The sequence below is a fragment of the Halorubellus litoreus genome (assembly GCF_037081675.1).
Classification (GTDB): Archaea; Halobacteriota; Halobacteria; order Halobacteriales; family Natrialbaceae; genus Halorubellus; species Halorubellus litoreus.
Window position 1 is genome coordinate 1,175,139 of the sequence record NZ_JAZAQL010000001.1, and the last position, 24,150, is coordinate 1,199,288.

A 24,150-nucleotide genomic window follows, 5' to 3' on the forward strand; every position below is an offset into this window, starting at 1 on the left:
TCGAGCGCGCGCCGCGACAAAGAAGTTCGGGGGGAGATACGTCGGGTCGACGGTCGTCGCGTCCACCCTGACCTTCGAACCCGAACGTTCGAGTGGCGGCCGGGCGAACCGCTCGCGTCCATGGTCTCCCTCCCCGAGTACGTGCAGGCTGCGTGGGGTCGCGTGCGGTCGGACGCCGTCCTGCTCGTCCTCCCCGTGGTCGGTACCGCCCTCCAGTTCGAGAACGCGCTGCGCGTGCTACGCGCCGGCTCCGGCGGTGGCGTGACGTTCACGTTCCCGACGGGGTTCGCGACGCTGTGGTCGTTCGTGAACGTCCCGACGCCCGACGGCGTGTTCGTGCGGCCGGTCGCGTTCGTCGTCGGCCTGCTCGTGCACGCCGCACTGACGGCGGTGTACGTCCCGCGGGTCGTCGAGCGCGTCCGTCCGGGACGGGGCGAGGCGCGCGTCGGCGCGGCGCTCTCGCGGTACTTCGCGCCAGTGTTCGGTATCGCGCTCGCGCTCGCCGCGTTCGGCCTCGTCCTCGTCGCCGCGGGCCTCGCGCTCGGCCCGCTCGTCCTGCTCGCGCTCCCGCTCGTCCTCGCCGTCGGGTACGCGCTGTACGCCGCGCCGTTCCTCGTCGTCGTCGAGGACCGCGGCGCCGCCGACGCCATCGAGCGGAGCGTCGACCTCGCGACCGACGGCGGCGCGTACGCCAGCTACGGCGGCCAGTACCTCCTCGTCGTCGCCGTCGTCTCGCTGCCCGCGTCGACGGTCGTCCGCGCCGGCGTCCTCTCCATCGCGCTCGCGACGCTCCTCGCCGCGCCGCTGGCCGCCGCGCTCACCGCTGCCACGGCCGCGTTCGTCGCCGACCTCGTCGACGGTCGGTTCGACCGCCACGACCGTGGAGGCGACGACGGTCGGCCGTCGAGCGCGCCCGACCGCGCGAGCGACGACGCCCCCCGCAACCCCAGTGACGGCCGCGACGCTCGCGACGACGAGGGACGCGGGAACCACTGGATGCACGAGAACGACCGCAACAGCCGCGACGAGGACGGCGCCGACCGTAACAGCCGCGACGAGGACGGCGCCGACCGTAACAGCCGCGACGAGGACGGCGCCGACCGCAACAGCCGCGACGACCGCTAGTTCGAGTCCGGCCGGGACCGACCCTCGGTCGTCGAGTGCGGCGGTTCGACGCCTTCCGCGGCCTCGGCGATCTCGGTGTCCTTCTCGGTGTCGACGTGCCAGCGGTCGACGGTGTCCTCGTACTCGTAGAGGCGCTCGGCGACCTCCTCCTTGAGGTCGTCGTCGTTCACGTTCACCTCGAAGACGAACGTGTCGTCGTCACCGCCGGTCTGCTGGATGTTCGCGGACACGAGCGCGTTGTCGAAGTAGTACGGCGCGAGCTGGGTCATCACGTGCTGGTAGACGGTGTCCTCGACCTTCCGCAGCGCCTTCCGGCCCGCGGAGTCCGCGGCGCGCGCGACGTACCCGATGGACTTGCGCCACTCCTCGACGGCGTCGTCGGTCTCGCCGTTCTCCAGGCGCTCGTAGGACTCGCTTATCTTCTCGCCCGCGGACTGCACATCCTCGCCGGGTTCCTTCCCGGCCTTCTCGCCCTCGCCCTCCTCGACGCTCGCCTGGTCGGCGGTCTTCGGCGCGACGTCGTCGTCGATGTCCTCGTGATGCTTCGGTCGCCACTCCTCCCACTCGTCGAACGCGCCCGCGTACTCGTCGTAGGGAACGTCGAGGTCCCGGAACGCCCGCGTGACGCGTTCGCCGTGCTCGACGACGTCCGACCACGACCCGCGGACCTTGAACCCGGAGATGCTCTCTTCCATTCGGTTGGGAACGACGTACGGCGCGAACGCTGATAAGTGTTGTACGCACCCCGATAGCACGGCGCTGGGCGGCCTGCGAGCGCGACGGGGGCGGTGAGACCGAATGGATTTACTTCGCGGGCGTCGCGTTGTCGGGTATGACCATCGAGAACCGGGACGAGGCGTACCTCGTCACGCACGCGCTCGCGAAGGACACGCTCTCGAAGCTGCGGAGCGTCGAGACCGAGCAGGTGGCGTTCCGGAAGGGCCTCGTGAAACTCGGCCGTATCTGCGGGTACGAGATCATCGACGGCCGGATGGAGACGGAGTACGTCCAGATCGAGACGCCGCTCGCGGACACGATGGGCGAGCGCGTCAAAGGGCTCGACGACGTCGTCATCGTGAACGTGCTGCGGGCGGCAACGCCGTTCGTCGAAGGCCTCCTGAAGGCGTTCCCGCGCGCTCGCCAGGGCGTCATCTCCGCGAGCCGCGACGAGGAGGCCGGCCGGAACGAGGACGGCGAGTTCCCCATCACGGTCGACTACGTGAAGCTCCCGGAGATAACCGAGGAGGACACGGTCATCGTCGCGGACCCGATGCTCGCGACGGGGTCGACGATGGGGCGCGTCCTCGAGCACGTCACGGAGAACGCGCCCGAGCCCGAGCACCTCATCGCGCTGTCGGCGGTGTCGGCGCCGGAGGGCCTCGTTCGCGTCGCCGACCAGTGCCCGGAGGCGGACCTCCTGACGGTCGCGATCGACGACGAGCTCGACGAGAACGGCTTCATCGTTCCCGGGCTCGGGGACGCCGGCGACCGCGCGTTCCGCACGACGTAGGCGGTCGAGGTCCGGCCGCCGAGTCGCGGTGGGTCGACTCGCGCGGTGCGGGGGTTTATTACGAGCGGCGTGCACGTAGCGGCCATGACCGAGGATGCGTGCGACGACTGCGGGGACGCGGTGTCCGACGCGCTGGCGCGGACGGTGCGGCTGGCGGTCGACCGCACCCAGATCGACTCCCAGCGACTGTGCCCGGACTGCTTCGCGGGCTGGATCGACCGCTATCAGGCCGAGATGCAGCCGGGTGGGATGGACGAGCCGACGATCGACGACGACGACATCATCGTCGACTAGATTACTGGCTCCGAGCTTCGAGTGGCGAGGCCGTGACGCTCGAACCCCTCCGTTTCCCGTCTAGACCCCCAGCAGGCGTCGAGGTGTCACGCCTGGTTTTCCACCGGAGACGCTCCCCGCGAGTGATGAGGGTCGCTCGGTGTGGTTCGAGAGCGCGATCGGGACGGCAACAGCCACTCCCGTCGAACCCCCTCGTTTCGGGTCCGGAACCGGACGACTCCGGTCGGTTCGAGGCGGCTGTGTCTCGGGCCGAAACCACCCCTCCCTTGGCAACGTAACGCACACGAGTGAGTGAGAGCGGGCTCGTCGACCCACTCACTCGAACCCCCTCGTTTCGACTGTGTAATCGCACGACTACGCCCACGTCCATCCCTCGTACGTTCCGTCCGAAACCCACCCATCATTGCGAATCACCATCACAGTAGCGGTTCGTCGACTGCGACCGAGTCTCGCACCCGAACCCCCTCGTTTCGAGTGAGTGGTCGCCGCCGACGCGACGTCTGACGCGCGTTATCTCCTCACGAAACGCCCCCCAGTAAACTCCGGAGCCAGCGAGGTGTCGCGGTCGAAAGCCGTTTCTCCCGCCGCACCAACGTCCTCGCAATGACAGAGGTGCTGCTGACGAACGACGACGGCATCGACGCGGACGGACTCGCCGCGCTCTACGAGGAACTGCGCGCGCTCGGGGACGTCACCGTCGTCGCACCAGTCGAGAACCAGAGCGGCGTCGGCCGCGAACGCTCGCAGTACGTCACGCGCGAGGAACACCCGTGGGGGTACGCGGTCGACGGGACGCCCGCGGACTGCGTCGCGTACGCGCTCCGCGGCCTCGACACCGAGTTCGACCTCGTCGTCTCCGGCGCGAACCACGGCCCGAACCTCGGCGCGTACGTCCTCGGCCGGAGCGGGACCGTCGGCGCCGCGATGGAGGCCGCGTTCCTCGGGACGCCCGCGGTCGCGGTCTCCGCGTATCACTCGCGGGACTTCCACGTACATCCGCCCGACGACCACGACTTCGACCCGCCGGCGCGCGTCGCCCGCGAGGTCGTCGCGGCCGCGCTCGACGCCGGGGTCTTCGACGACGTCGACGTCCTGAACGTGAACGCGCCCATCGAGGACGCCTCGGCGCGCGTCCGCCTCACGCGACCCGACGCGGACTTCGACCTGCACGTCGAACGCCACGAGGACACCGACGACCTGCCCGTCGACGTCGACGACGACCAGGACGTCATCGGTCTCCGAGACTCGCTGTGGCCGCACGTCGTCGGCTGGGAGAACCCGATGCCGGGCATCGACGAGCACCGCGAGCGCTACCCCGTCGGGACGGAGCGTCGCGCGGTCATCGACGGCGAGGTCGGCGTCTCCGGACTCACCGCCCCGCGGAACGCGCTCGAGACCGACGCGCTCGAACGGGTCGTCCGGTCGGTCGACAGTGCTCGCACCGCGCTCGCGGACGCCGGCGACGAGTAGCGTCGAGGCCGCCGAGGCCGGACCAGGGGCTCACCGCGAGAGCACCGCGACCGCGGCGAGCGCGACGAGCGCGCCGACGAGCGCCGCGAGTAGCGCGGCGAACGCGACCTGGAATCCGAACGCTTCGGCGAGGACGCCGACGGTCGCGGGCGCGACGGCGCCGACGCCCATGATGGCGGTTCGGACGACGCCGAGCGCGCCGCCGGCGACGTCGTCCGGGACGAGTTCCACGAGGTACGCGCCCCGAACCGGCCGGAAGCCGTGACTGCCGAGGCCGAACGCGACGACGCTCGCGCCGACGACGAGGACGCCCGCGGTCGGGAGGGCGACGACGAGCGCGAGCCCGACCGCGGCGAGCGCGAGCGCCGCCGCGATGACGGGGAGGCGGCCGAGGCGGTCGCTCGCCGCACCCGTCGCCACCTGGACGACGCTCACCGCGAACAGCGCCGCGTAGACGGTCCCGGCGGTCGCGGCGGAGAGGTCGGCGGTCTCGACGAGGTACGTCGGGAGGAAGGCGACGGCGCCGTTGTACGTGAACGAGAAGAGGACGGTGACGGCGACGAACGCGGCGACGTCGCGGTCCGCGAACAACGCCGCGTACGCCGAGAGCGACGTTCCGCTGTCGGGGTCGCCCGCGCCGGCGTCGCCGACGCGCCCGGGGACGCGGAGCGCGAACGCGACGGCGAGCACGAGGCCGGTCGCGCCCGCCGCGAGGAACACCGCCGGCCAGTCCGTCGTCGCGGCGAGGGCGCCCGTCGTCACCGCGACCACCGCGACGGGCGCGACCACGCCACCGAACGCCCCGAACGTGTCGAGGACGCCCAGCGCCCGCCCGCGTCGCCGCGAGTAGATACGGGACAGGAGCGGGACGGCGACGGTCTTGTGCGCGCCCGTCCCAACGCCGACGAGGACCATCGCCGCCACGAGTACCGCGAACGGGAGCGGCGAGCCGAGCGCGAGCGGGACGGCGAGCGCGAGCGACGCCACCGCCGCCACCAGCGCCCCCACGGTGACGACGCGCCACCCACCGACGCGGTCCGCGAGCACGCCCGAGGGCAACTGCATCGCCGCGTACGCCAGCATCAGCGCCGTGAACGCCCCGCCGACCACCGCGTTCGACACGCCGTACTCCGCGGTGAGCGTCGGGAACAGCGGCGGGAACAGGTATCGCAGGAACTTCGCGAGGAACCAGATACCCGCCGTCAGCACCAGTGCGTCGAGGCGAGCGACCCGGTCTCGAAACCCGTCAGTCGCGGTCGAGGCCCGCATCGCCGTCGCCTACGCGACCGACCGCCTTGACGGCGGTGGTCCGAAGGACGTCACCGTCGCGTCTCAGCGCGGACTCGAGGGGCTTGCACCGCCGGGGATAGCTGCGCCGCGCAGCGTCACTCGACCTGGTCGCGGGCCGACACCGAGAATAACCGCTCGAACTCGGTCAAGTCCTCGGGATGGTCGTGTCCCGGAGCGGCGACCGTCTCGAAGAAGCCGTGATGGTCCTCGCTCAGCGCCGCTAGAGCCTCGTCCATCTCGTCGGGGTCGACGTCCTTCGGATACTCGTCGCTCTCCTCGTGGAGATAGTACAACGCAGGCTCCGCTGCGTCGAGCCAAGCCGTTTCCCCGTTCATCCCCTCTAATTCCAGTCCACGCTCGAAGGTTTCGCGACGGTCTTCGAGTCCGTCGAAGTGCTCTCGGACCTCCGTCAGGCGCTCCGGATCGAGCCGTAACTTGAACAGCCGTCTGTTCGCCATCGGTTACTCGCACGGAGCAAGTGAATAAAAAGCCAGTGTTCAAATCGTTCGTGCGATCAGTCGCCGAACGGCCCCTTGCCGCCACCCATCCCGCCCATGCCGCCCATGCCGCCACCGCCCTCGCCCTGCATCTTCTTCATCATCCGCTGCATGTCGCCGTCCATCCCGCCCTGGAACTGCTTGAGGGTGCGTTCCATCATCTTGTGCTGCTGGAGGAGTTCGCGGACCTCCTCCTCGGCACACCCCGAGCCGCGCGCGATGCGCTCGACCTGCGTCTGCCCGACCCCGCGCGGGTTCTCCATCTCCTTCTCCGTCATCGAATCCATGATGATCTCGAACCGCCGCATCCGGTCCTGGGTGACGTCCATCGCGTCGTCCGGCAACTGGTCCTTGATGCCGCCGCCCATCCCGGGAATCATGTCCATGATCTGGTCGAGCGGCCCCATGTTGTTCATCGCCTCCAGCTGCTTCTGCATGTCCTTCAGCGTGAACTCGCCCTTCAGCATGTCCTCGGGGTCCCAGTCGTCCTCCTCGTCGCCCGTCTCCTCCATCGCGCGCTCGACGCGCTCGGTGAGTTGCTTGAGGTCGCCCATCCCGAGCAGTCGCGAGATGAAGCTCTCGGGCTCGAACCGCTCGATGTCCTTGACCTCCTCGCCCGTGCCGAGGAAGCCGATCGAGGAGTCCGTCTGGTCGACCGCCGTCAGCGCCCCACCACCCTTCGCGGTCCCGTCGAGCTTCGTGATGACGACGCCGTCGATACCGATGGACTCGTCGAACTGACTTGCCTGGTCCTTCGCGCCCTGCCCGATGGCGGCGTCGAGCACGAGCAACGACCGGTCCGGGTCGACCGTCCGGTCGATCTCCTCGATCTCGCTGATGAGGTCGTCCTCGAGCGCGTGCCGACCCGCCGTGTCCACGATGTGGACCTCCGCGTCGCTCGTCGCTTCCAGTCCCTCGCGAGCGATCTGGACGGGGTCGTCGCAGTCCGGGTCACCGTAGAACTCGACCTCCGCGCGCCGACACATCTCCTTCGCCTGGTCGTACGCACCAGGGCGGAACGTGTCCGTCTGGATGACCGCCGGCCGGAGTCCCTTCTTCGAGAACCACCACGCCATCTTCGCCGCGGACGTGGTCTTCCCCGACCCCTGGAGGCCCGCGAGCAGGATCGTCTGCTCTTCGAGCGGGATGTCCGTGGACTCGCCGACGAGGTCGACGAGTTCCTCGTAGACGATGCGGAGGACGTGATCGCGCGCCGTCGTGCCCTTCGGCGGTTCCTCGTCGAGCGACCGCTCCTTGATGCGGTCCGAGAGGTCCATCACGAGGGAGACGTCGACGTCGGCCTGCAGGAGCGACCGCTGTATCTCCTTGACGACCTCCTCGACGTCTTCCTCCGAGATGCGTGACTTCCCGCGGAGCGTGTCGAGCGTGCCCCGCAGAGAGCTTCCGAGGTCGTCGAGTACCATTATTGGCCGGAGATACGTGACTCCCACCTAAAGGCCTTTTTCTCGCGTGCGAGGACCAACCGAGGCCGCCGCCGAACACCTCACCACTCGGACAGAAACTGTCTTCGCGATAACTTTTTCACGAGGGAATCGCGTACTCGTGAACGCAGCTGGTGCCTCGCCACCGCTGGCTGTGGATCAGTCGGCACTCGACGCTGGCTGTCATCCTCCACTTCCATCACCACTTTCGCACGTCACCCGCGAGCGACCGCGTTCCACGCGACCGAGCCGAAGAGCGCGCTACGCGCGACCGCGATGCGACGAGCGGTACGCCTCGAGCACGGACTCGAAGTCGTCGACGGTCCGCTGCAGCCGGTCCTTCAGTTCGTCGTACTCCTCGACGAGGGACTCCCACTCGGCCTCCCCCGAGAGCGCCATCTCGCGGTGCTCGGCGAGCAACACGCGCCGCTTCGTCTCGAGGCGCAGGAACCGCTGGAGGTCCGCGTCGTGCTCGCGCGCCCGCATCTGGAGTTCGATCGCGTCCACGAGCTCCTCGTGCTGCACGGGCTTGACGAGATAGTCGTCGAACGGCATCTCGAGCACGTCCAGCTCCGGGTCGATCGCCGTCACCACGATGACCGCCGGGTCCGCCTCCCGTCGCTCCAGCATCTCCAGCACGTCGTCGCCCGAGTACCCCGGCATCCGTCGGTCGAGTAACACCACGTCGACGTCCTCGTCCACCTCCGCGAGGAACGCCTCCCCCTCGTAGACCGTGCGAACGTCGTAGTCCGCGCGCAACCAGAGCGTGAACATGTTCGCGAGCTTCTCCTCGTCGTCGACGACGAGCACGGTCGTCTCCTGGTCTCCTGGCATCTGCTATCGAACCACTAACACGTGGAGTGACTTAGCAGTTGTAGCCGTCGCCGCGAGTAACGAACCGCAGAGAAGCGCCCGCGGAGTCCGCGGCCACCGCGCGACCGCTTCACACGACGACCGCGTGGCCGTCGCGATGCGACGGGTTACTCGTCGTCGTCGAGCAGTCGGTCGACCATCCGGTCCGGGTCGAACCGCTCCAGGTGGTCGTACCCCTGGCCGACGCCGAGGAAGAGGATGGGCTTCCCGGTGACGTGCGCGACCGAGATGGCGGCCCCACCGTTGGAGTCCGCGTCCGCCTTCGTCAGGATGGCACCGTCGATCTCCGCCGCGTCGTTGAACTGCTTCGCGCGCTGCACGGCGTCCTGTCCTGCGACCGCCTCGTCGACGAACAACGTCATGTCCGGCCCGACGACCCGCCCGATCTTCTCGAGCTGGTCCATCAAGCCCTCGTTCGTATGCAGTCGACCCGCGGTATCGCCGAGGACGACGTCCACGTCGTTCGCGTTCGCGTACTCCACGGCGTCGTAGATGACCGCCGCCGGGTCACCGCCCTGCTCGTGCGCGATGAGCTTCTTCCCGAGCGCGTTCGCGTGCTCTCGGATCTGCTCGTTCGCCCCGGCGCGGTACGTGTCGCCGTTCGCCAGCACCGACGACATGCCGCGTTCCTCGAAGTACCGCGCCATCTTCGCGATACTCGTCGTCTTCCCGACGCCGTTCACGCCAGTGAAGATGATGACGAGGGGCTTGTCGGCCTCCGCGACGCGCTGCTCGAAGTCGAACTGGCCGACGCTGATGACGTCGTAGAGCGCGTTCCGGAGCGCCTCCTCGACGACCGAACCGGTCGACTCCGTGAACTTCCGCGTCTCCCCGACGAGGTCCTCGCGGATGTTGTCGAGGATCTGCTGGGCGACGCCCATCTCGACGTCAGAGGACAATAGCGCTATCTCGAGCTCCTGGAGGGGGCCTTCGAGGTCCTCCTCCTCGATGACGAACTTCCCCGTGGCGAGCGACTTCGCCTTCCGCGCGAACCCCGTCGACTTCGAGGACTCGTCGTCGTCCGTATCGTCGTCGTCCGCGTCCGCATCGACCGCCGCGGCGCTCGCATCGGCCGCGTCGGCGTCGACCGTCTCTGCATCGGTCGCGCCGACGGCATCCGCATCCGAGGTGCCAGTGTCCGCATCGACGGTGTCCGCGTCGTCGACAGCGGTCGCTGCGTCAGTCGACGCGGTCACGTCGTCGGTCGCCTCACCGCCAGCAGCGGTCTCGTCGCCGTCGACGTCGGCCGCGTCGACGACCTCGCCGTCAGCAACGTCGGCGTCCTCGGGGTCGAGCTCCTCGGCGTTCTCCTCGGCCGCCTCCTCGGCGTCCTTCCGGAAGCTCCCGAGCTTCTCCTTCAGACTGTCGAACATCGAGCCTTACTCGTCGTCGCCTTCCTGCTGCTGCATCTGCTGCATCTGCTGCTGCATCTGCTGCTGCTGCATCTGCTGGGCCTTCTCCTCGAGCTCGCTGGACTCGGCCTCGAGGTCGTCGATGTCCTCGGAGACGGCGTCGATCTTGTCGTCGACGACGTCCTTCTTCGTCTCGAGCGTCTCGATGGCGTCGCCCTCGGACTGCTCGGCCGCGTACCCGCCGCCGAGTCCGACGACGACCTCGTCGAGGTCCTGGACCTCTGCGCGAACGTACGCGTCGCCGCCGAGGGGCACCTGCACCGTCGACCCCGTCTCGAGCGTCTCGAGCGCCTCGATGGCCTCGTCGATCTCGGTCTTCTCGTCGCGGAGGTCCTCGATGTCCGCTTCGAGCCCCTCGATCTCTTCCTGGATCTGCTGGAGTTCCTGGGAGAGCTGCTGGAGTTCACCGCCGCCGCCACCACCCATCATTGTGCTTCGACCTCCTCGATCTCGACCTGGTGACGCGTGCAGCCGTGGCGGCTGCCGAAGTTCGCGTACGTGTGTTCGCGAGCGACGTTCTCGTTCGTCGCGTCGATTGTCGTCTCGAAGTTGTTCCGTCCGCGCTTCGTCTGGAACGTCCCGCGGATAGTGAACTGACTCATGTAGTCGAATCCGTCGCCTAGGGGGAAGAATCTTCTCACTTCAATATCCCGCCGCTGTGGCGTGCTCGCCAGGCGAGCGCCGGGAATATCCGGCGGTACGGCCGCGGGCGGACTGCCGGCGACCGTCTGTGTGGGAGTAGGTCGCGTCTACGGTGGGTTCGGGCGTGGTCGGCGTTCGGTCCCGTCGACGCTGCAGTCGGTCGGTGCCGGCTCTCGTCGCCGTCGGCGGACGCGTCGTTCGCGGCAGCGGTGCGCTCGGTCACGCTGGCGGAGGCGTCGGTCTCGCTGCTGGATGCGCTCCGTCTCGCTCGCGGGACCCCTCCGTCTCGCTCGCGGGACCCCTCCGTCTCGCTGGCGTATACGCTCGTTCCCGTGGCGTATGCGCTCGTTCCCGTCGTTGGAGCCAGCCCTAGCTGGTCTCTAACTAACTCCAATCCTGTCGAGTTGGTAACTATCATGCAGCCGCTCGGATGCAGCCCGCGGCGCGAGCGAGGTCGTGCGGCGGCACCCCTCGTGGGCGTCGTCCTCATGCTCGGGCTCGTCGTCGCCGGTGCAGGCCTCGTGTACGCCACCGGGATGGACGCGAAAGCATCCGTGCAGGACGCCTCCGCGGCCGACAGCGCGGAGACGTCGCTCCAGGCTGCCGGCGCGACGTTCGCGTCGGTCGCGCACGCCGGGGGCGATGCGACCGAGTTCGTCGACCTCGGCGACTCGGCGCGGGACATCCGCGTCGAGAGCGACGGCCGCCTCCGCGTCCAGGTGAACGGCCGCGCGGCGTGTACGGCCGAGACCGAGCTCGGGACGGTCGTCGCCGACACCGGCTCGGACGTCACGGTCGCGTACCAGGCGGGCGCCATCTTCAGGCGGTCGGCGAGCGGGACGACCATCGTGCAGTCGCCCGCGCTCGACTACCGCACCGAGCACGTGAACGGTCACCCGATCCGGACGGTGTCGTTCCCGGTGCCGAACGTCACCGGCGACGTCGACGGCCGCGAGTTCCTCGCGAGCGCCGACCGCGCCGACGACACCATCCAGGACGACCTCTGCCTCACCGACGACGGCGCCGTCGACCTCGAGTACGTGCGCGAGGTCACCATCACGGTCGCGGGCAGCGACCACTATCGCGCGTGGCATCGGTTCTTCGAGCGCGAGTTCGGCGCGGTCGCCGACCACAGCGTCGACCACGGGACCAAGACCGCGTCGGTCACCGCACCGCTGGGTGCGGGCGTCCGCCCGAGCCAGTTCACGTTCGAGGGCATCCAGGTGTACGGCGCGATCTTCTCGACGGCGTCCTCCGGCGAACTCCTCCTCCAGACCCAGCACGCGACCGTCGACAGCTACGACAGCGCGGCCGGCCCGTGGGGTGGCGCCGCGCCGACGTACGAGAGCGACGGCGCCGTGTTCACGCGCGGGAGCGTCGCCGTGCAGGCCAACGGCGCGACCATCGCGGGGAACGTGTACGCGGAAGGCGAGGTCGAGCTCTCGCAGTCCTGTGGCTCCGGCACCGACCAGTGCGTCACCGGGGACGTCTACGTGAACAACTCCACGGCGAGCGGGCCCGTCACCGCCTTGCACCCGTCGAGCGCGAGCGAGCGCGCCGAACGCATCGGCGGGACGTGGGGGAACGGCACGCAGCTCCCGGCGGTTCCGCCGATGGACGCGACCATCGACCGGACGGTCGCGACCGCGAGCACGTACAACACGAACGACGACGAGTCCGCCGTCGACGCCTCGGGCGTTCAGTACGCGGCGGGGAGCGCGACCGTCGAGTCCGGCGTGTACTACGTCGACGACCTGACCGTCCCCGCCGGGAACGAACTCGTGTTCGACACGACCGACGGTGACGTCGTACTCGCCATCGCGGAGGACGTCGACATCGGCGCTGACGCCACGGTGACCGTGAAGGGCGACGGTCGCGTGCACGCGTTCGTCGGCGAGTCGACGACCGCGGGCGACCAGCTGTTCGTCGACGAGGGCGCGACCGTGCGCGTCCTCGACGCCGGCACGCGAACGTACCGGTCGAACGCGTTCGTCGTCGCGTGCAAGGCCGGGTGCAGTGCGACGTTCGCGGACGCCCCGTCGTCGAACCCGACGACGTTCACGGGCGTGCTCTACGGGCCCGGTGACGTCGCCGACGACGGCACCGTCAGTCTCGGGAAGCGCGTCGACGTCTGGGGCGCGCTCGTCGCCGGGACCGTCACGTTCGAGCAGCAAGCGGAGTTCCACTTCGACGAGTCCCTCCGGAATCAGGTCGCCGCGGACGACGACGGCGACGGCGCACCCGACGCGACCGGCGGCGGCCTCAGCTACGTCGACCCGCCCATCGAGAACGGGTACGTCATCACCGTCACGTACGACGACGTCAACGTCACCGACGACACCGCCCGCATCGTCCCCGCCAGCGACGCGCTCGCCGCCAGTCAACTCGGGTCCGTCGGCGACCGGTCCTTCGACTCCGTCGTCGACCGGCGAATCGAGACCGTCGTCGACGCACGACCGACGCCCCGTGCACCGCTCGCCGTCGTCGACCTCGCGTGAAGAAGAAACGCCTCGCGACCCCGAACCGGGGTCAGTCGAGGAAGCCGAGCGTCTGCTCGATACGCGTCAACTCCGGGCCGCTCGTGTCCTCACCGACCACGTACCCGTGGTCGTTCGCGAGCAACCCGGAGCCGACGAGCGGCGCACCGAAGTTCACGGTCCCGACGTCCGCGTGCACGCCGAGGTGCTCGTCGAGCGCCGCGAGCTCCGCCTCCGTGGCCTTCGGGTGACAGAGCACGCCGTCGTTCGTCGCCACCGCCGCCGTTCCGACGGTCCGAACGCCACCGAGCTCACCGCGCTCGACCGGCACGTCGAGCGTCTCCTCGACGATTCCGACGGCGTCGTCGCTCAGCTCGGGGTGGACGTACGCGCCAGTGTCGTTCGCGAGCACGACGTTCCCCGCGGCGTTCCGACGACCCGGGAGCACGCCGACGTCGACGTCCACGGCGTCCTCGAGGCGGTCGCGCTCGCGGTCGCGGATGCGGCCCGTGACCACGAGTCCCTTCGAGTTCCCGGCGACGAGCGACCCGACGGTCGCGGACCCACCGATGTTCGTGGCAATCGCTGGGACCTCGAGCTCGTCGGCGAGCGCGTCGACGAGTTCGTCGTCGACGTCCGGTCGAACGACGAGTACGGTGTCGGTCGCGCGAGCGAACACGCCGACGTACGGCGATCCGACGAACGCGGTGCGTAGCACCGTTATTCTGCGTACTCGGCTTCGACGACGCGGTCGCCGTCGACGTCGAACGGCGCTGCGCGCACGCGAACCTTACTCGGGGGCTTCTTCCGGCCGCGACTCCAGATCGCCTCGTTGATCGAGGGGTCGAGACGGACCTGGTCTTCGTCGACCTTGAAGTGCTGTGCGAGGTGCTCGCGGATGAGCGTCATCGCCTTGTCCGCGCGCTTGTGCTTCGCTTCGGCTTTGGCGTCTCGGAGCGGGACGGTAACGACGCGCTCTTCGAATTCTTCTGCGCTCATCGTTACTCGTCCGTGTCGTTACGCCGCCAGTTCCGGCGCTTGTAGTTCCGCTGGACGTCCATGTCGGTCTTGAGCATGACCCACGCCGGCACCCGACTGTTCTGTCGGTCGAGCTTGGCGAGGCGCTTCTTCTTCGCCTTCGACTTCTTGCTCATAGTGGCCGAGACTATCGCGTGGGACCTTATAGGGTTGTCCTTTCGGTTCGGTGATGGACGCGGTCGGGTGGTTGGGATCGCCTCCGGCGCGTGTCGGCTCGCCGGAACTTTCATTCGGCGGGCGTCTGTCGTGGCGCGTATGCGTTCGACAGCCGCTCCGGTGCTCGTCGCGCTTCTCGTCGCGCTCGCCGGCTGCGGGACGGCCGTGCCCGGGACGAACTCGACGCCGGACGCGACGACGGCCGGTGACGGGACGGCCGAGGCGGCGACGACCGCCAGCGACGACTCGGGTGCGACGACGAGCACCGCCGCGACGACCACGACGACGACCGCGCGGTCGACCGCCGCGGGCACCACGACGACATCGGAGGCGGTCGACGGCGACCTGCCGCCGGGCGTGAACGCGTCCGGAATCGTCGACGCGGGCACGCTCTGGAGCGCGCACACCGAGGTGGCGTACGACGGCGACGGCTACGAGCACGTCCTCGCACTCGCGGGCGACGCGGGGAACCGGACGACGATACGGCTCCGGGCGAGCGCGAACGCGTCGCGGGCGCTGGCGGCGTTCGAGAACGGGACCGCGACCGAGTACGCGTGGTTCGCGGACGGCGGGAACCGGTCGGCGACGTGGAACACGACGTCGCCCGAGCGAGCGTACTACGAGCGAGCGGGGCTGTCCTCGGTCGGGCCGGCGCTGGTCGTCGCGGTCGCGGAGTCGTACCCGGCGTACGTCCTCCGGCGGGTCGCGGTCGAGCCCGCCGGGACCGTCGAGCGCGACGGTCGCACGTACGTCCGGTTGCGAGCGACGGGCGTCGCCGAGAGCGAGACGGGCGGTGGCGTCTTCGAGCCGTCGCTCCCGAGCGACGAGTACGCCGACGCGAACGGGACGGTCCTCGTGTCCCGCGAGGGGTTCGTCGCGTCCATGGACCTCTCGCTCGACCCGGCCGACGGCGGGACGGCGCTATCGGTGACGATGAACGCGACCCGGACGGCGCCGGCGGTCGAGCCGCCGGACTGGCTCGGGGACGCGCCCGCGCTGTCGACGTCGGTCGTCGAGCGGACGGACCGCGGCGAGCCCCTGCTGCTCGCGGTCGAGAACGCGGGCGACGTCGCGGTCTCCACGGGCGCGACGCTCTCGATCGGGAAGACCGGGTTCGACTTCGGGAACGTCACGCTGTCCGAGCCGATCGCGCCAGGCGAGACCGCGTACGTCTCGCTCGACGGGAACTCGACGTTCGACGCGGACGTCGAGGTCGCGGTCGGCGACCGGCCGACGGTCGCGGGCGACGCGCCCGACTTCGGGTCGGCGTCCGGCGTCGTCGTGACGGTCGTGGACGGGAACGTCACGGCCGCGGTCGGCCTGCCGGAGAACGAGACGACGACCGCCGCGGCGGCGGCGGTCGCCTCGGAGCGCGCCGTGGCCGCGACGCCCGCAGTCGAGCGCGCCGCGGGCACCGCGCTCCCTCAGAGTTCGAACGCGCGAAGGGTTTCGTAGCGCGGGCCGTCGTCGGTGAGCGTGCTCTCGGTGAGGTGGACCTCGTCGACGAGCGTAGTGCCGACGGTCGGTTCCTCCTCGATGACGACCGCCTGTACCTGGTCCTTGCCGCCGCCGTGGCGGACGCGAGCGATGGTGGCGTGGGGCGTGAAGTCGTGGTCCTCGGGGTCGTAGCCGAGCGCGGTGGTCTCGCGTTCGACGGCGTCGTGGAGGTGTGCGAGCTCGAGGTCGCCGCGGCGCACGCCGACCCAGATGACGCTGATGTAGTCGAGGCTCGGGAACACGCCGAGGTCGCCGTACTCGACCTCGAAGGGGTCGACGTCGGCGTCGTCGACGGCGTGCTCGACGGCGTCCGCGACCGCGTCCAGGCGGTGCTCGGGTGTCTCACCGAGGAACTTCAGCGTGACGTGGGTTCCTTCGGGGTCCGTGGGGTCGACGCCGGCGGCGTCCGCGAACAGCGATTGGACGTCGGCGACGGCGGGAGCGAGCGCGTCGGGGAGGTCGACGCTCACGAACAGTCGCATACCCCCGAGTCGAGCGCGCGCGACCGTAAACCCCCACGCCCGTTCAATCACCGTCGGGGCGCCCGTACGCCGGTGCAATCCCCGTGCGACGGACGGGGTACGCCGGGGAGTACGCGGCGCTGGGGAGCGCGGACCGTCGCGCTTATTCGACGGCGGTCGGTAAGCCCTTGGCATGGAGTCGTTGCACGCGCGATACCCGTTCTTCGAGAGCGCGCGGGAGGCGGTCGACGACGCGGCCGTGGACCTCGGCGAGCTCGTCGCTCGCGGGGACGCGCCGGCGGTCGACCGCGCGGTCGAGCGCGTCACGGCCGCGCTCACGGAGGGCGACGTGGGCGCGCCGCGACGGCGCACGCGCACGGAACTGCTCTCGTATCCGGTCGCGCGCGTGCTCGTGTCGCTCGTCGACGAGCCAGCGGTGACGCGGACGTACGCGCAGGCGGAGGCGGCGACCGCGGTCGAACGCATCCGCGCGGACGTGACGGAGCACGCGGACCTCTCCTACGGGTCGGGCGGCGAGGTGTCGCTGTCGGGGTTGCTGTCGGAGTTCGGGCTCGACGACGCCGTCGAGCCGGTCCCTGGTGAGGACGCGTACCGCGTCGGCGTGACGGCGTACCTCCGGTTGTCGTCGAACCTCGACGGCGACGCGTGGCGGCTGAACCGCCGCGAGCTCGCCGACGGCGAGGTGCCCGTCGAGCGCGACGAGTTACTCGTCTTGCTCCGGCAAGCGATCGAGGACCGCGTCGCCGACGGCCTCCCGCTGTCGGTCCCCGACGCCATCGCGGACGCGCTCACCGACGCGGTTGGCCGCGTCGAGGAGGTGCTCGCGGACATCGACGTCGCGGTCGACATCGACCGCGTCGTCCCCGAACTGTTCCCGCCGTGCATGCACGCGCTCCTGGAGCGCGCTCGCGACGACGAGGAACTCCCGGCGCACTCGTGGTTCTCGCTGTGCTCGTTCTGCGCCGCCATCGGGATGGACGCCGAGGACGTCCTCGAACTCCTCGACGTCGCCGAGGGCGAGGACCCCGTGCTCGCCCAGCGCGTCCGGTACGGCCTCGAGCGCGTCGCTGGCGAACGCGGCGTCGAGTACCCGCTCCCGTCCTGTGAGACGATGGACGCGTACGGCGACTGCGTGAACAAGGACGACCTCTGCGCGGACGTCCAGCATCCGCTCTCGTACTACGAGGCGCGCGTCGAGTCCGCCGGCGACTGACCGCTCGCAGCGCTCGCGTCGACTCGGGTGCGTTGGGACTTCCGTCGCGGAGAATCCAGTGCGTTACCGCTCGCAGCGCGCTCGTTCGTCGATGTGATTCGTCGGTCGAGTCGCCGGCTGGCCGCGTGCGCCGCGGTCAGGCCGGGTTGCCGTTGTCGTCCTCCTCGCCGTCCTTCGTGAAGTACGCGAGCGCGTACCCGATACCGACCATGAACACCACGAAGAACATGATGGCGCCGGCGAGCGCGAACCCGCCGTCGACGGTGAGGACGCCCTGGGCGTCGCCGTAGGTCAGGCCGATGGCGACGAAGATGGCGAGCATGACGAGAACCGAGGCGATGGAGACGACGACCTCGGTCCAGTCTTGACGGTCCATAGGCGAGTTGAACCGGGGCGGGGACAAAAGGGTGTCTAACTCGCCGTCCGCGCGTTCCAGGGGTGAGCGTGACGTGGATACCTACCGGACGTTCAGGCAGTGAGCGCGAGGTGGCCGCCGGACTCACGCGGTGAGTTCGACGAGGACGTCGGCCGTTCGTTCAGGCGGTGAGTTCGACGAGGACGCCGGTCGTTCGTTCAGGCGGTGAGTTCGACGTCGTCGAACTCGAGGAACGCGGTCTCGTAGCCCTCGTGGCGTGCGACCTGCGCGGGCGTGGTCACGGAGAGCGTGACGTCGTCGTCGGGTTGGACGTCGACGTTCGCGCCGTAGTGGTAGCCGAGTTCGGGGTCGAGGACGCGGTCGAGCGCGTCGTCGAAGACGGTGTCGCCGTCGCGGTCGACGGTCGCCTGGATACCCATGCGGGGGACGACGTAGCCGTTGTACGGCGTGCGCGGGCTGACGGCGAGGTACCGGCCGTCGAAGCGGTCGGCGTCGACGACGGTCGTCGCGAACACCGCGTCGCCGCTCTTCGGTTCGCCGTTCGCGGGGTCGCCGAGGACGCGCCCGGGGAGGTCGCCGGGTGCGGGCGCGACGCCCATCGGCATCTCCATGTCCCTCTCCATGGGGCCGCGCGCCGCCAGCTCGCCGGCTCTGTCGGGCGTCTGCTCGTACGTGATGTTCTCCTTCGTCGCCTCGCTGTACGGTAGTTCCACGGGGATGGTCGCGCCCTCGCTGAACCGGCCGGCGTAGTCGCCGGTCATCGTCACGCCACTCCCCTCGAGCCCGCCGACGGAGACGTTCACGGTGAGCGTCGCCGCGTCGACGTCGCCGAGGTCGAAGTTCGCGCCGTAGTGGAACCCCATCGGTTGGGAGAGCATCGGGTAGATGGTCTCCTGGCTGACGGTCTCGCCGTCGCTCTCGATGTCGATACTGACGCCGGCGTCGGGCAGCACCTGCTTGGTCTCCGGGTCGAACACGCTCACCATGACGTGCGCGTCGTCGCCCTCCTGGATGGGGGTCTTCTCGACGCTCGTCCCGTTGACGTTCCAGAAGCGATGCGGGTACGAGTACATCGTCATCGCGGCGTAATCGCCGGATTTCGCCATCTCACCCATCTCCATGCCTTCGATGTGCGTCGGGAAGTACACCGCGTTCGGGCGGTCCTCGAGCACGGGCGGGGAGCGCGCCGAGCGCGTCTCGAGCAGGCCCATACAGCCCGCCGTCGCGCCGAGCGCGCTCGCCGTCGCACCGGCGCTGGCCGTCCGGAGGAACGTGCGTCTATCCATGTACGAGGGTCGGGGAGTCACGTAAAAGCGGGTTCTGGTTTAGGACTCGAAACCGCGTGGTTCGCGGGTCGAACGTCGAACGCGTCACGCCGGGACGGGGGCTGCGCTCGTCACGCCGGTCGGGGCGTGGGGAGTGCGCGGTGCTCTCGCGGTGGGAGCAGGAAGTTGCCGCGGCGGCGGACGAACGTGTACTCGAGGATGCCGTTGTTGACGCGCTGGCGGATGGCTGGGTTCTCGGTGGCGTCCGTGCCGTTCATCGCCTCCCGGGTCTCCACGAAGTCCGTGATCGTGCGTTGGACGGCGAGGAAGTGCAGGCCGGCTTCGCCGCCGTCGGTGGAGTCGAAGTCCCGGCGGAGGATGCGCGGGTTGTCGTTCTCGTCGCGCGCCATCGCGGTCTTCTGGTTGTGGCCGACGCGCCCGTACTCCTGGGCGGTCTCGTCGAGGTGCGCGGGGCACTCGCTGACCGCGGAGCCGTCGCCGAGGTTCTCGCCGGTGCCTTCGACGACGTCGTTCTCGGCGTGCGCGGGACAGAACATCTCGGCGACGCGATCGTCCTGGTCCTGCTCGCCGTACCAGTCGTCGAGCCGGAGGCGTATCTTCGAGACGTGCTGGGTGGTCGCGCCCTCGAAGGGGCCGGACTGGATGGTGACGGCGTCCTCCGTCGCCTGATTCTTCGTGAAGCCGGACTTGAACCCCATGTACAGCGGGGCGTCCTCGTCGATGTCGGCGTCGTCGGGGATGCCGTCGACGTCGCTGTTCTCCGCGGGGAGGCCCTTGCCGACGAAGCCGGTGCGGCGGTCGGCTTTCTCGAACACGCCGCCGAGGTCGGCGTCCATCTCGCGGTCGTTCGCCGCGTCGCGGTTGCCGAGGAGCGCCTCTTCGGCCTCGAGGACGACCTCGGCGTGGTCGCTCGCGAGGTGCACGACGACGTCCTGCTCGTCGAACTCGGGGTCCTCGAACGACGACAACGGTTCGGGCGCCGGGAGGTCGACGCTCTCGGGTAACTCCTCGTCGAACCGGTCGAAGTACGACGGCGAGTACCCGACCGTGAACAGGAGGCCGTCGTTCGAGTACTCGTAGGCGCGTTCGAGGCTCTGCAGTGCGGTTTCGACGGTCTCGCGCTCGCCGTCGGTCGGCGTGCCGTCGCCGGCGTAGTCGAGGTACGCGAGGACGTGGTGGCGCGCCATGACGTCGTTCCCGTGGTCGTCCGTCGAGAGGAACTCGTTCCAGCCGTGCTGGCGCGCGGGCAACGCGGACGGGTCGCCGCCCGCTGGTATCTCGCGACCGCCGCCGGGGAGGCGGTCGAGGCACGCCGAGAGCGCGCTCGCCCCGCCGATGGCGACCGCCGACTTCACGAACTCGCGGCGGTCGAGTCCGCGACCGTCTCGTGGATCCATGCGCGGCGCTAGGGACTACACTTTCTTGTACTGCGTGGTCCGGTAGTCGAAAGAGCGAGCGGTCGAGCAGGCCCCCGGCCCGCGAGGCTGCGGTCGCGGTGCGGTGGCGCCCACGAGAGCGGGTGCGTCCCCGCGCTAGGACCGCCAGAACGACGGCGTGAGGATGACGAGCACGGAGACGACTTCGAGGCGGCCGATCCACATCAGGAACACCATGTAGAGCTTCCCGGCGTTCGAGAACGGCTCGAAGCTGTTCATGGGGCCGATGGGGCCGAAGCCGGGGCCGACGTTCCCGAGCGTGGCGATGGCGGCGCTCATCGCTTCCAGGCCGGTGAGGGACAGCTCGGGCGTCCGGAGGGTGTCGAGGTAGAGGAGGACCGTCGACGCCGCGAACAACGCGAGGAACAGCACGACGAACGTGAACACACTCAGGATGGTGTCCTCGTCGACGGGTTCGTCGCCGAGACGCACGGGTCTGACGGCGTCGGGGTGGACCGACGTGAACAGCGACCGGACGACCGCCTTCTCGACGAGGACCCAGCGGACGATCTTGATGGAGCCGGCGGCCGAGCCCGCGGACCCGCCGAGGAAGTACGCGAACAGGATGATCGTCTGGGTCGACGCGTCCCACGTGTTGAAGTCCATGCTCGCGTATCCGGTGGTGGTGACGACGCCGATCACCTGGAAGAGTCCCTGTCGGAGCGAGTTCTCGGCGTTCCCGGGGATGACGTCGACGTTCGCGGGGGTGGCGTCGAGGCCGACGCCGACGAACAGCAGCGCGGAGACGAGCGCGCCGAAGGCGACGACGGCGAGCAGGTACGACCGGAACTCGGCGTTCTCGACGAGCCGCCGAGGTTCGCCGCGGAGGACGTACCAGAACAGCGCGAAGTTCGTGCCGGCGACGAGCATGAACGGCATCACCGCCCACTGGACGGCGGGCGCGAACGCCTCGACGCTCCGGGCTTTCGGCGAGAACCCGCCGGTCGGCATCGTGGTGAGGGCGTGCGCGACGGCGTTGTAGAGGTCCATGTTCGGCGCGACGTCGAGCAGGTGGAGGCTGTAGTAGACGACGGCGGCGAGGAGCGTGAAGCCGACGTAGATCGCCCAGAGGACGCGTGCGGTCTTCTGGATGCGCGGCGTGAGTTTGTTGAGCGAGAGCCCGGGGGATTCCTGGTCCATGACCTGCGCGCCGCCGACGGAGAGCTCGGGGAGGATGGCGACCATCAGGACGAGGATACCCATGCCGCCGAGCCACTGCGTGAGCTGTCGCCACATGAGCATCGCGTGGCCGTGACGGGCGACGGAGATCTCGCCGAGGACGGTCGCACCGGTCGTCGTGAACCCGCTCATGCTCTCGAAGAGCGCGTTGACGGGGCCGGCGACGGTGCCGGTGCCGGCGACGAGGTACGGCACCGTGCCGGCGAGCGGGACGACGAGCCAGGCGAGGCTCACGACGAGGAACGCCTCGCGGTTGCCGAGGGCGTCCTCGTCGTTCGTGTCGTGCGCTCGCTCGAAGAGCACGCCGACCGCGAGCATCACCGCACTCCCGGCGACGAACGGGAGCGGGTCCTCGCCGTAGAAGACGGCGAGCAGGAGCGGGAACAGCGGTGCTGCGGCGAGGTACTTGAGGACGGACCCGATGTAGGCGACGCTCACTCGGTAGTCGACGTACGCACTCGTCGGACGGGTCATCTGTCCCGTCATTGTCGTGGGGGATTGAAGAGCGTACCAGTTTCGACGCTGGTATTCGGTCAGTGGCGACCGGTCGATGCCGCGGTGGTCGTTTCCGGTCAGTCGGCGGCGAGGAGGTCGTCGACGAGGCGCGCGAAGCGGTCGACGAGTTTGTCGGAGACGCTGGGTTCGACGGTCTCGAGGAGGTCGGCGGTGCGTTGGGGGCGGGCGAGCGCGAGCGTGACGCGGCCGCGACTGTCGCGCTCTTTCTCGAGGACGCCGGCGGCTTCGAGGTTGGTGACGTGGTGTTCGAGCGTGCTGCGGGCGATGCCGACGCGGTCGGCGACGTCGCCGGGGCGGTTCGAGTCGTCGTCGAGACAGGCCAGCAAGACGTCTCTCGTGGTTTCGCGGCGGACGAGCGCGAGGACGCGCCGCTGGAAGGCGTCGTACTCGGGCGGGTAGTAGTGCGTGCGGCCGAACAGTTCCTCGCGGGCGAGCGCGCCGGCGTCGACGAGGTCGCGCACGTGGTACTGGATCTGTCCGGGGGCGTAGGCGGTGTCGCGGACGAGTTCGTTGAAGTGCACGCCGGGCGTGGTGGCGACGGCACGTTCGATGCTGGTTCTGGTGTCGGTCATGCGTGTCCTGGAGTGTGGTCGGGGCGTGGTCGTGGTCGTCGACGCGTGGTCGTGGTGGTCATGAGGTGGTTGGGCGGATGCTGCGGGCGTACCAGACGGCGGCGACGACGAGCGCGACCATGACGACGTCGAGGCCGTGTTCGGCGGTGTGGTGCGTGGTCGCGGAGAGGCCGCCGACCATCCCGAGCCACCCGAGCGCGCTGCGTGCGGCGAGGGCGACGACGGCGAGCGCGACGAAGAGGTACGGGCTGGTGCGGCGGCGTGCGAACGCGGCGAGCGCGAGGCCGCCGAGTGCGGCGCTCCCGAGGCTCGCGAGGACGAGCACGGCGGCGTACGCCGGCCCGACGGTTGGCGTGGCGTGCAGCGCGACGTCCGCGACCACGGATGCCATCGCCGGCGCGTACGCGCTGGAGCCTCCTGAAGGACTCGGTCGGTCCCGCCAGCGACCCGATTCCGTCAGAGCGGTCGTGCGCGCGTGCTCGCGTGCGTGCGAGGGTTGAAGTCGCTGGAACCCCTGTTTCTAGTCGACGGTTGCGCGGCCCGGACGGGCCGTGCGGCCTGGATACCTATGACGCACACTCGAAACACACCCGCGTCAGGAACTGATCGGTTCGACGACCGTGCTGCGGTGCCGAGCGACCGCGTTCTCGGCGCCGACGGGGGCGTCGATCAAGACGTCTACGGCCCCGTGGACGGTGCGGACGGCGAGCGCTCGAAGTCGGACGTCGACGAGCGGTCGGTTCGGGCGCGCACGGAGGCGATGACGGTGCTCGCGCTCGGGAGCGGCCGGTACGCGGTGCACAGCGAGAGCGGGCACGAGTACCTCGTCGACGTCACGGAGGGGCGGTGTTCGTGTCCGGACCACGCTATCAGGGGCGCGCGCTGCAAGCACCTGCGACGGGTCGCGATCGAGATAACGGCGGGTGCGGTGGCGCCGCCGAGTCACGTGGCGTCGACGTGCGCGTCCTGCGGCGGGTTCGCGCTCGTGCCGCCGGGTGCGCGGGAGCCCCATCTCTGCGACACCCATCGGCTCGCGGTCGGGGACCGGGCGTTAGACCGGGAGACGGAGGAGGTCGTGCTCGTGGTCGCGGTGTCGCCCGAGCGCGCGGACGCCGTGAGCGTCCCCGGACGGGACGTCACGGTCGCGGGATACGAGACGAACGCGGCGTATCCGGCGAGCGACCCGGTCGTCGCGGCGGTCTACCCGTCGGTGCACGTGGGGCGGGAGGGGCCGCGGCCGGGCGAGTTGCGCGTGTACTCGTTCCCGCTGTCGCGCCTGGAGCGCCTCGACGACGAGCGTCGATTGTGAACCTGTGACATCGAAAACCGCACGACAGAGACGGTTTTAGGTCGGCCAAAGAATCGAC

Annotated in this window: 26 protein-coding genes; 8 read left to right on the forward strand and 18 right to left on the reverse strand. The window is 69.7% G+C overall.

Features of this window, described 5'->3' with window-relative positions:
* Positions 1-120: 120 nt before the first annotated feature.
* Positions 121-1,125, forward strand: coding sequence for a hypothetical protein (locus VYJ16_RS05910; protein ID WP_336349374.1), 1,005 nt, complete (start codon positions 121-123; stop codon positions 1,123-1,125).
* Here the strand turns inward: VYJ16_RS05910 and VYJ16_RS05915 are convergent.
* The gene (locus VYJ16_RS05915; protein WP_336349375.1) at positions 1,122-1,820 is read right to left on the reverse strand and encodes a DUF5828 family protein; all 699 of its coding nucleotides are present in this window, start codon (positions 1,818-1,820) and stop codon (positions 1,122-1,124) included. The two genes, VYJ16_RS05910 and VYJ16_RS05915, sit on opposite strands and share 4 nt — an antisense overlap.
* A 137-nt stretch (positions 1,821-1,957) precedes the next feature.
* Between VYJ16_RS05915 and upp the strand changes: the two genes are divergently transcribed.
* The 3 genes from upp to surE all read left to right on the forward strand — a co-directional run bounded on the left by upp (position 1,958) and on the right by surE (position 4,399).
* A complete protein-coding gene (gene upp, locus VYJ16_RS05920; protein ID WP_336349376.1) occupies positions 1,958-2,635 on the forward strand; it encodes a uracil phosphoribosyltransferase in 678 nt (225 codons plus the stop codon).
* A gap of 84 nt (positions 2,636-2,719) precedes the next feature.
* On the forward strand, positions 2,720-2,929 hold the full coding sequence (locus VYJ16_RS05925; RefSeq protein ID WP_227134008.1) for a DUF7569 family protein: 210 nt from the start codon (positions 2,720-2,722) through the stop codon (positions 2,927-2,929).
* A 603-nt stretch (positions 2,930-3,532) separates the two neighbouring features.
* Positions 3,533-4,399: a 5'/3'-nucleotidase SurE gene (surE, locus tag VYJ16_RS05930; protein ID WP_336349377.1), complete on the forward strand. Its 867-nt coding sequence runs from the start codon at positions 3,533-3,535 to the stop codon at positions 4,397-4,399.
* 30 nt (positions 4,400-4,429) lie between these two features.
* Here the strand turns inward: surE and VYJ16_RS05935 are convergent, their stop codons facing one another.
* The 7 genes from VYJ16_RS05935 to rpl18a all read right to left on the reverse strand — a co-directional run bounded on the left by VYJ16_RS05935 (position 4,430) and on the right by rpl18a (position 10,515).
* Positions 4,430-5,668 (reverse strand): MFS transporter, encoded by a 1,239-nt coding sequence (locus tag VYJ16_RS05935; RefSeq protein ID WP_336349378.1) that lies wholly within the window; start codon positions 5,666-5,668, stop codon positions 4,430-4,432.
* Positions 5,669-5,784: 116 nt separating this feature from the next.
* Positions 5,785-6,147, reverse strand: a complete 363-nt coding sequence (locus VYJ16_RS05940; protein WP_336349379.1) for a DUF6176 family protein — start codon at positions 6,145-6,147, stop codon at positions 5,785-5,787.
* Between the two features lie 56 nt (positions 6,148-6,203).
* Positions 6,204-7,610 (reverse strand): signal recognition particle protein Srp54, encoded by a 1,407-nt coding sequence (locus VYJ16_RS05945; protein ID WP_336349380.1) that lies wholly within the window; start codon positions 7,608-7,610, stop codon positions 6,204-6,206.
* Between the two features lie 279 nt (positions 7,611-7,889).
* The gene (locus tag VYJ16_RS05950) at positions 7,890-8,462 is read right to left on the reverse strand and encodes a response regulator transcription factor (protein WP_336349381.1); all 573 of its coding nucleotides are present in this window, start codon (positions 8,460-8,462) and stop codon (positions 7,890-7,892) included.
* A 146-nt stretch (positions 8,463-8,608) separates the two neighbouring features.
* Positions 8,609-9,874 (reverse strand): signal recognition particle-docking protein FtsY, encoded by a 1,266-nt coding sequence (ftsY, locus tag VYJ16_RS05955; RefSeq protein ID WP_336349382.1) that lies wholly within the window; start codon positions 9,872-9,874, stop codon positions 8,609-8,611.
* A gap of 6 nt (positions 9,875-9,880) precedes the next feature.
* Complete coding sequence (gene pfdA / locus VYJ16_RS05960; RefSeq protein ID WP_379762019.1) at positions 9,881-10,339, reverse strand: prefoldin subunit alpha; 459 nt, start codon at positions 10,337-10,339, stop codon at positions 9,881-9,883.
* On the reverse strand, positions 10,339-10,515 hold the full coding sequence (rpl18a, locus tag VYJ16_RS05965; protein ID WP_336349384.1) for a 50S ribosomal protein L18Ae: 177 nt from the start codon (positions 10,513-10,515) through the stop codon (positions 10,339-10,341). Before rpl18a ends, pfdA begins: the two co-directional genes overlap by 1 nt.
* A gap of 456 nt (positions 10,516-10,971) precedes the next feature.
* Between rpl18a and VYJ16_RS05970 the strand changes: the two genes are divergently transcribed.
* On the forward strand, positions 10,972-13,053 hold the full coding sequence (locus VYJ16_RS05970; protein ID WP_336349385.1) for a DUF7289 family protein: 2,082 nt from the start codon (positions 10,972-10,974) through the stop codon (positions 13,051-13,053).
* 31 nt (positions 13,054-13,084) lie between these two features.
* On the opposite strand, the gene VYJ16_RS05975 is transcribed toward VYJ16_RS05970, so the two are convergent.
* From VYJ16_RS05975 to VYJ16_RS05985, 3 genes are read right to left on the reverse strand one after another with little or no spacing between them, the layout of a single operon-like run.
* A complete protein-coding gene (locus tag VYJ16_RS05975) occupies positions 13,085-13,750 on the reverse strand; it encodes a translation initiation factor IF-6 (RefSeq protein ID WP_336349386.1) in 666 nt (221 codons plus the stop codon).
* A gap of 2 nt (positions 13,751-13,752) precedes the next feature.
* A complete protein-coding gene (locus VYJ16_RS05980) occupies positions 13,753-14,031 on the reverse strand; it encodes a 50S ribosomal protein L31e (RefSeq protein WP_227134018.1) in 279 nt (92 codons plus the stop codon).
* 2 nt (positions 14,032-14,033) lie between these two features.
* Entirely contained in the window at positions 14,034-14,186 is a 153-nt protein-coding gene (locus VYJ16_RS05985) for a 50S ribosomal protein L39e (protein ID WP_227134019.1), read from the reverse strand.
* 139 nt (positions 14,187-14,325) lie between these two features.
* Here VYJ16_RS05985 and VYJ16_RS05990 point away from each other — a divergent pair, with 139 nt between their 5' ends.
* On the forward strand, positions 14,326-15,681 hold the full coding sequence (locus tag VYJ16_RS05990; protein WP_336349387.1) for a hypothetical protein: 1,356 nt from the start codon (positions 14,326-14,328) through the stop codon (positions 15,679-15,681).
* Here VYJ16_RS05990 and thpR read toward each other — a convergent pair.
* Positions 15,651-16,205, reverse strand: coding sequence for an RNA 2',3'-cyclic phosphodiesterase (gene thpR, locus VYJ16_RS05995; RefSeq protein ID WP_336349388.1), 555 nt, complete (start codon positions 16,203-16,205; stop codon positions 15,651-15,653). The two genes, VYJ16_RS05990 and thpR, sit on opposite strands and share 31 nt — an antisense overlap.
* Before the next feature lie 172 nt (positions 16,206-16,377).
* On the opposite strand from thpR, the gene VYJ16_RS06000 reads away from it, so the two are divergent.
* Complete coding sequence (locus VYJ16_RS06000; RefSeq protein ID WP_336349389.1) at positions 16,378-17,418, forward strand: DNA primase large subunit PriL; 1,041 nt, start codon at positions 16,378-16,380, stop codon at positions 17,416-17,418.
* 136 nt (positions 17,419-17,554) lie between these two features.
* Here VYJ16_RS06000 and VYJ16_RS06005 read toward each other — a convergent pair whose 3' ends face one another.
* The 6 genes from VYJ16_RS06005 to VYJ16_RS06030 form a co-directional block, all read right to left on the reverse strand.
* Positions 17,555-17,794 (reverse strand): DUF7472 family protein, encoded by a 240-nt coding sequence (locus VYJ16_RS06005; protein WP_336349390.1) that lies wholly within the window; start codon positions 17,792-17,794, stop codon positions 17,555-17,557.
* Between the two features lie 197 nt (positions 17,795-17,991).
* Positions 17,992-19,080 carry a DUF7350 domain-containing protein gene (locus VYJ16_RS06010; protein WP_336349391.1) on the reverse strand — a complete coding sequence of 363 codons (1,089 nt, stop codon included), beginning with the start codon at positions 19,078-19,080 and terminating at the stop codon, positions 17,992-17,994.
* A 110-nt stretch (positions 19,081-19,190) separates the two neighbouring features.
* Complete coding sequence (locus VYJ16_RS06015) at positions 19,191-20,477, reverse strand: DUF7405 family protein (protein ID WP_336349392.1); 1,287 nt, start codon at positions 20,475-20,477, stop codon at positions 19,191-19,193.
* Positions 20,478-20,612: 135 nt separating this feature from the next.
* Complete coding sequence (locus VYJ16_RS06020; RefSeq protein ID WP_336349393.1) at positions 20,613-22,169, reverse strand: TrkH family potassium uptake protein; 1,557 nt, start codon at positions 22,167-22,169, stop codon at positions 20,613-20,615.
* 98 nt (positions 22,170-22,267) lie between these two features.
* Positions 22,268-22,783 (reverse strand): winged helix-turn-helix transcriptional regulator, encoded by a 516-nt coding sequence (locus tag VYJ16_RS06025; protein ID WP_336349394.1) that lies wholly within the window; start codon positions 22,781-22,783, stop codon positions 22,268-22,270.
* A 58-nt stretch (positions 22,784-22,841) separates the two neighbouring features.
* On the reverse strand, positions 22,842-23,174 hold the full coding sequence (locus tag VYJ16_RS06030) for a DUF7471 family protein (RefSeq protein ID WP_336349395.1): 333 nt from the start codon (positions 23,172-23,174) through the stop codon (positions 22,842-22,844).
* Positions 23,175-23,351: 177 nt separating this feature from the next.
* Here VYJ16_RS06030 and VYJ16_RS06035 point away from each other — a divergent pair, with 177 nt between their 5' ends.
* Entirely contained in the window at positions 23,352-24,092 is a 741-nt protein-coding gene (locus VYJ16_RS06035; protein WP_336349396.1) for an SWIM zinc finger family protein, read from the forward strand.
* Positions 24,093-24,150: the final 58 nt, after the last annotated feature.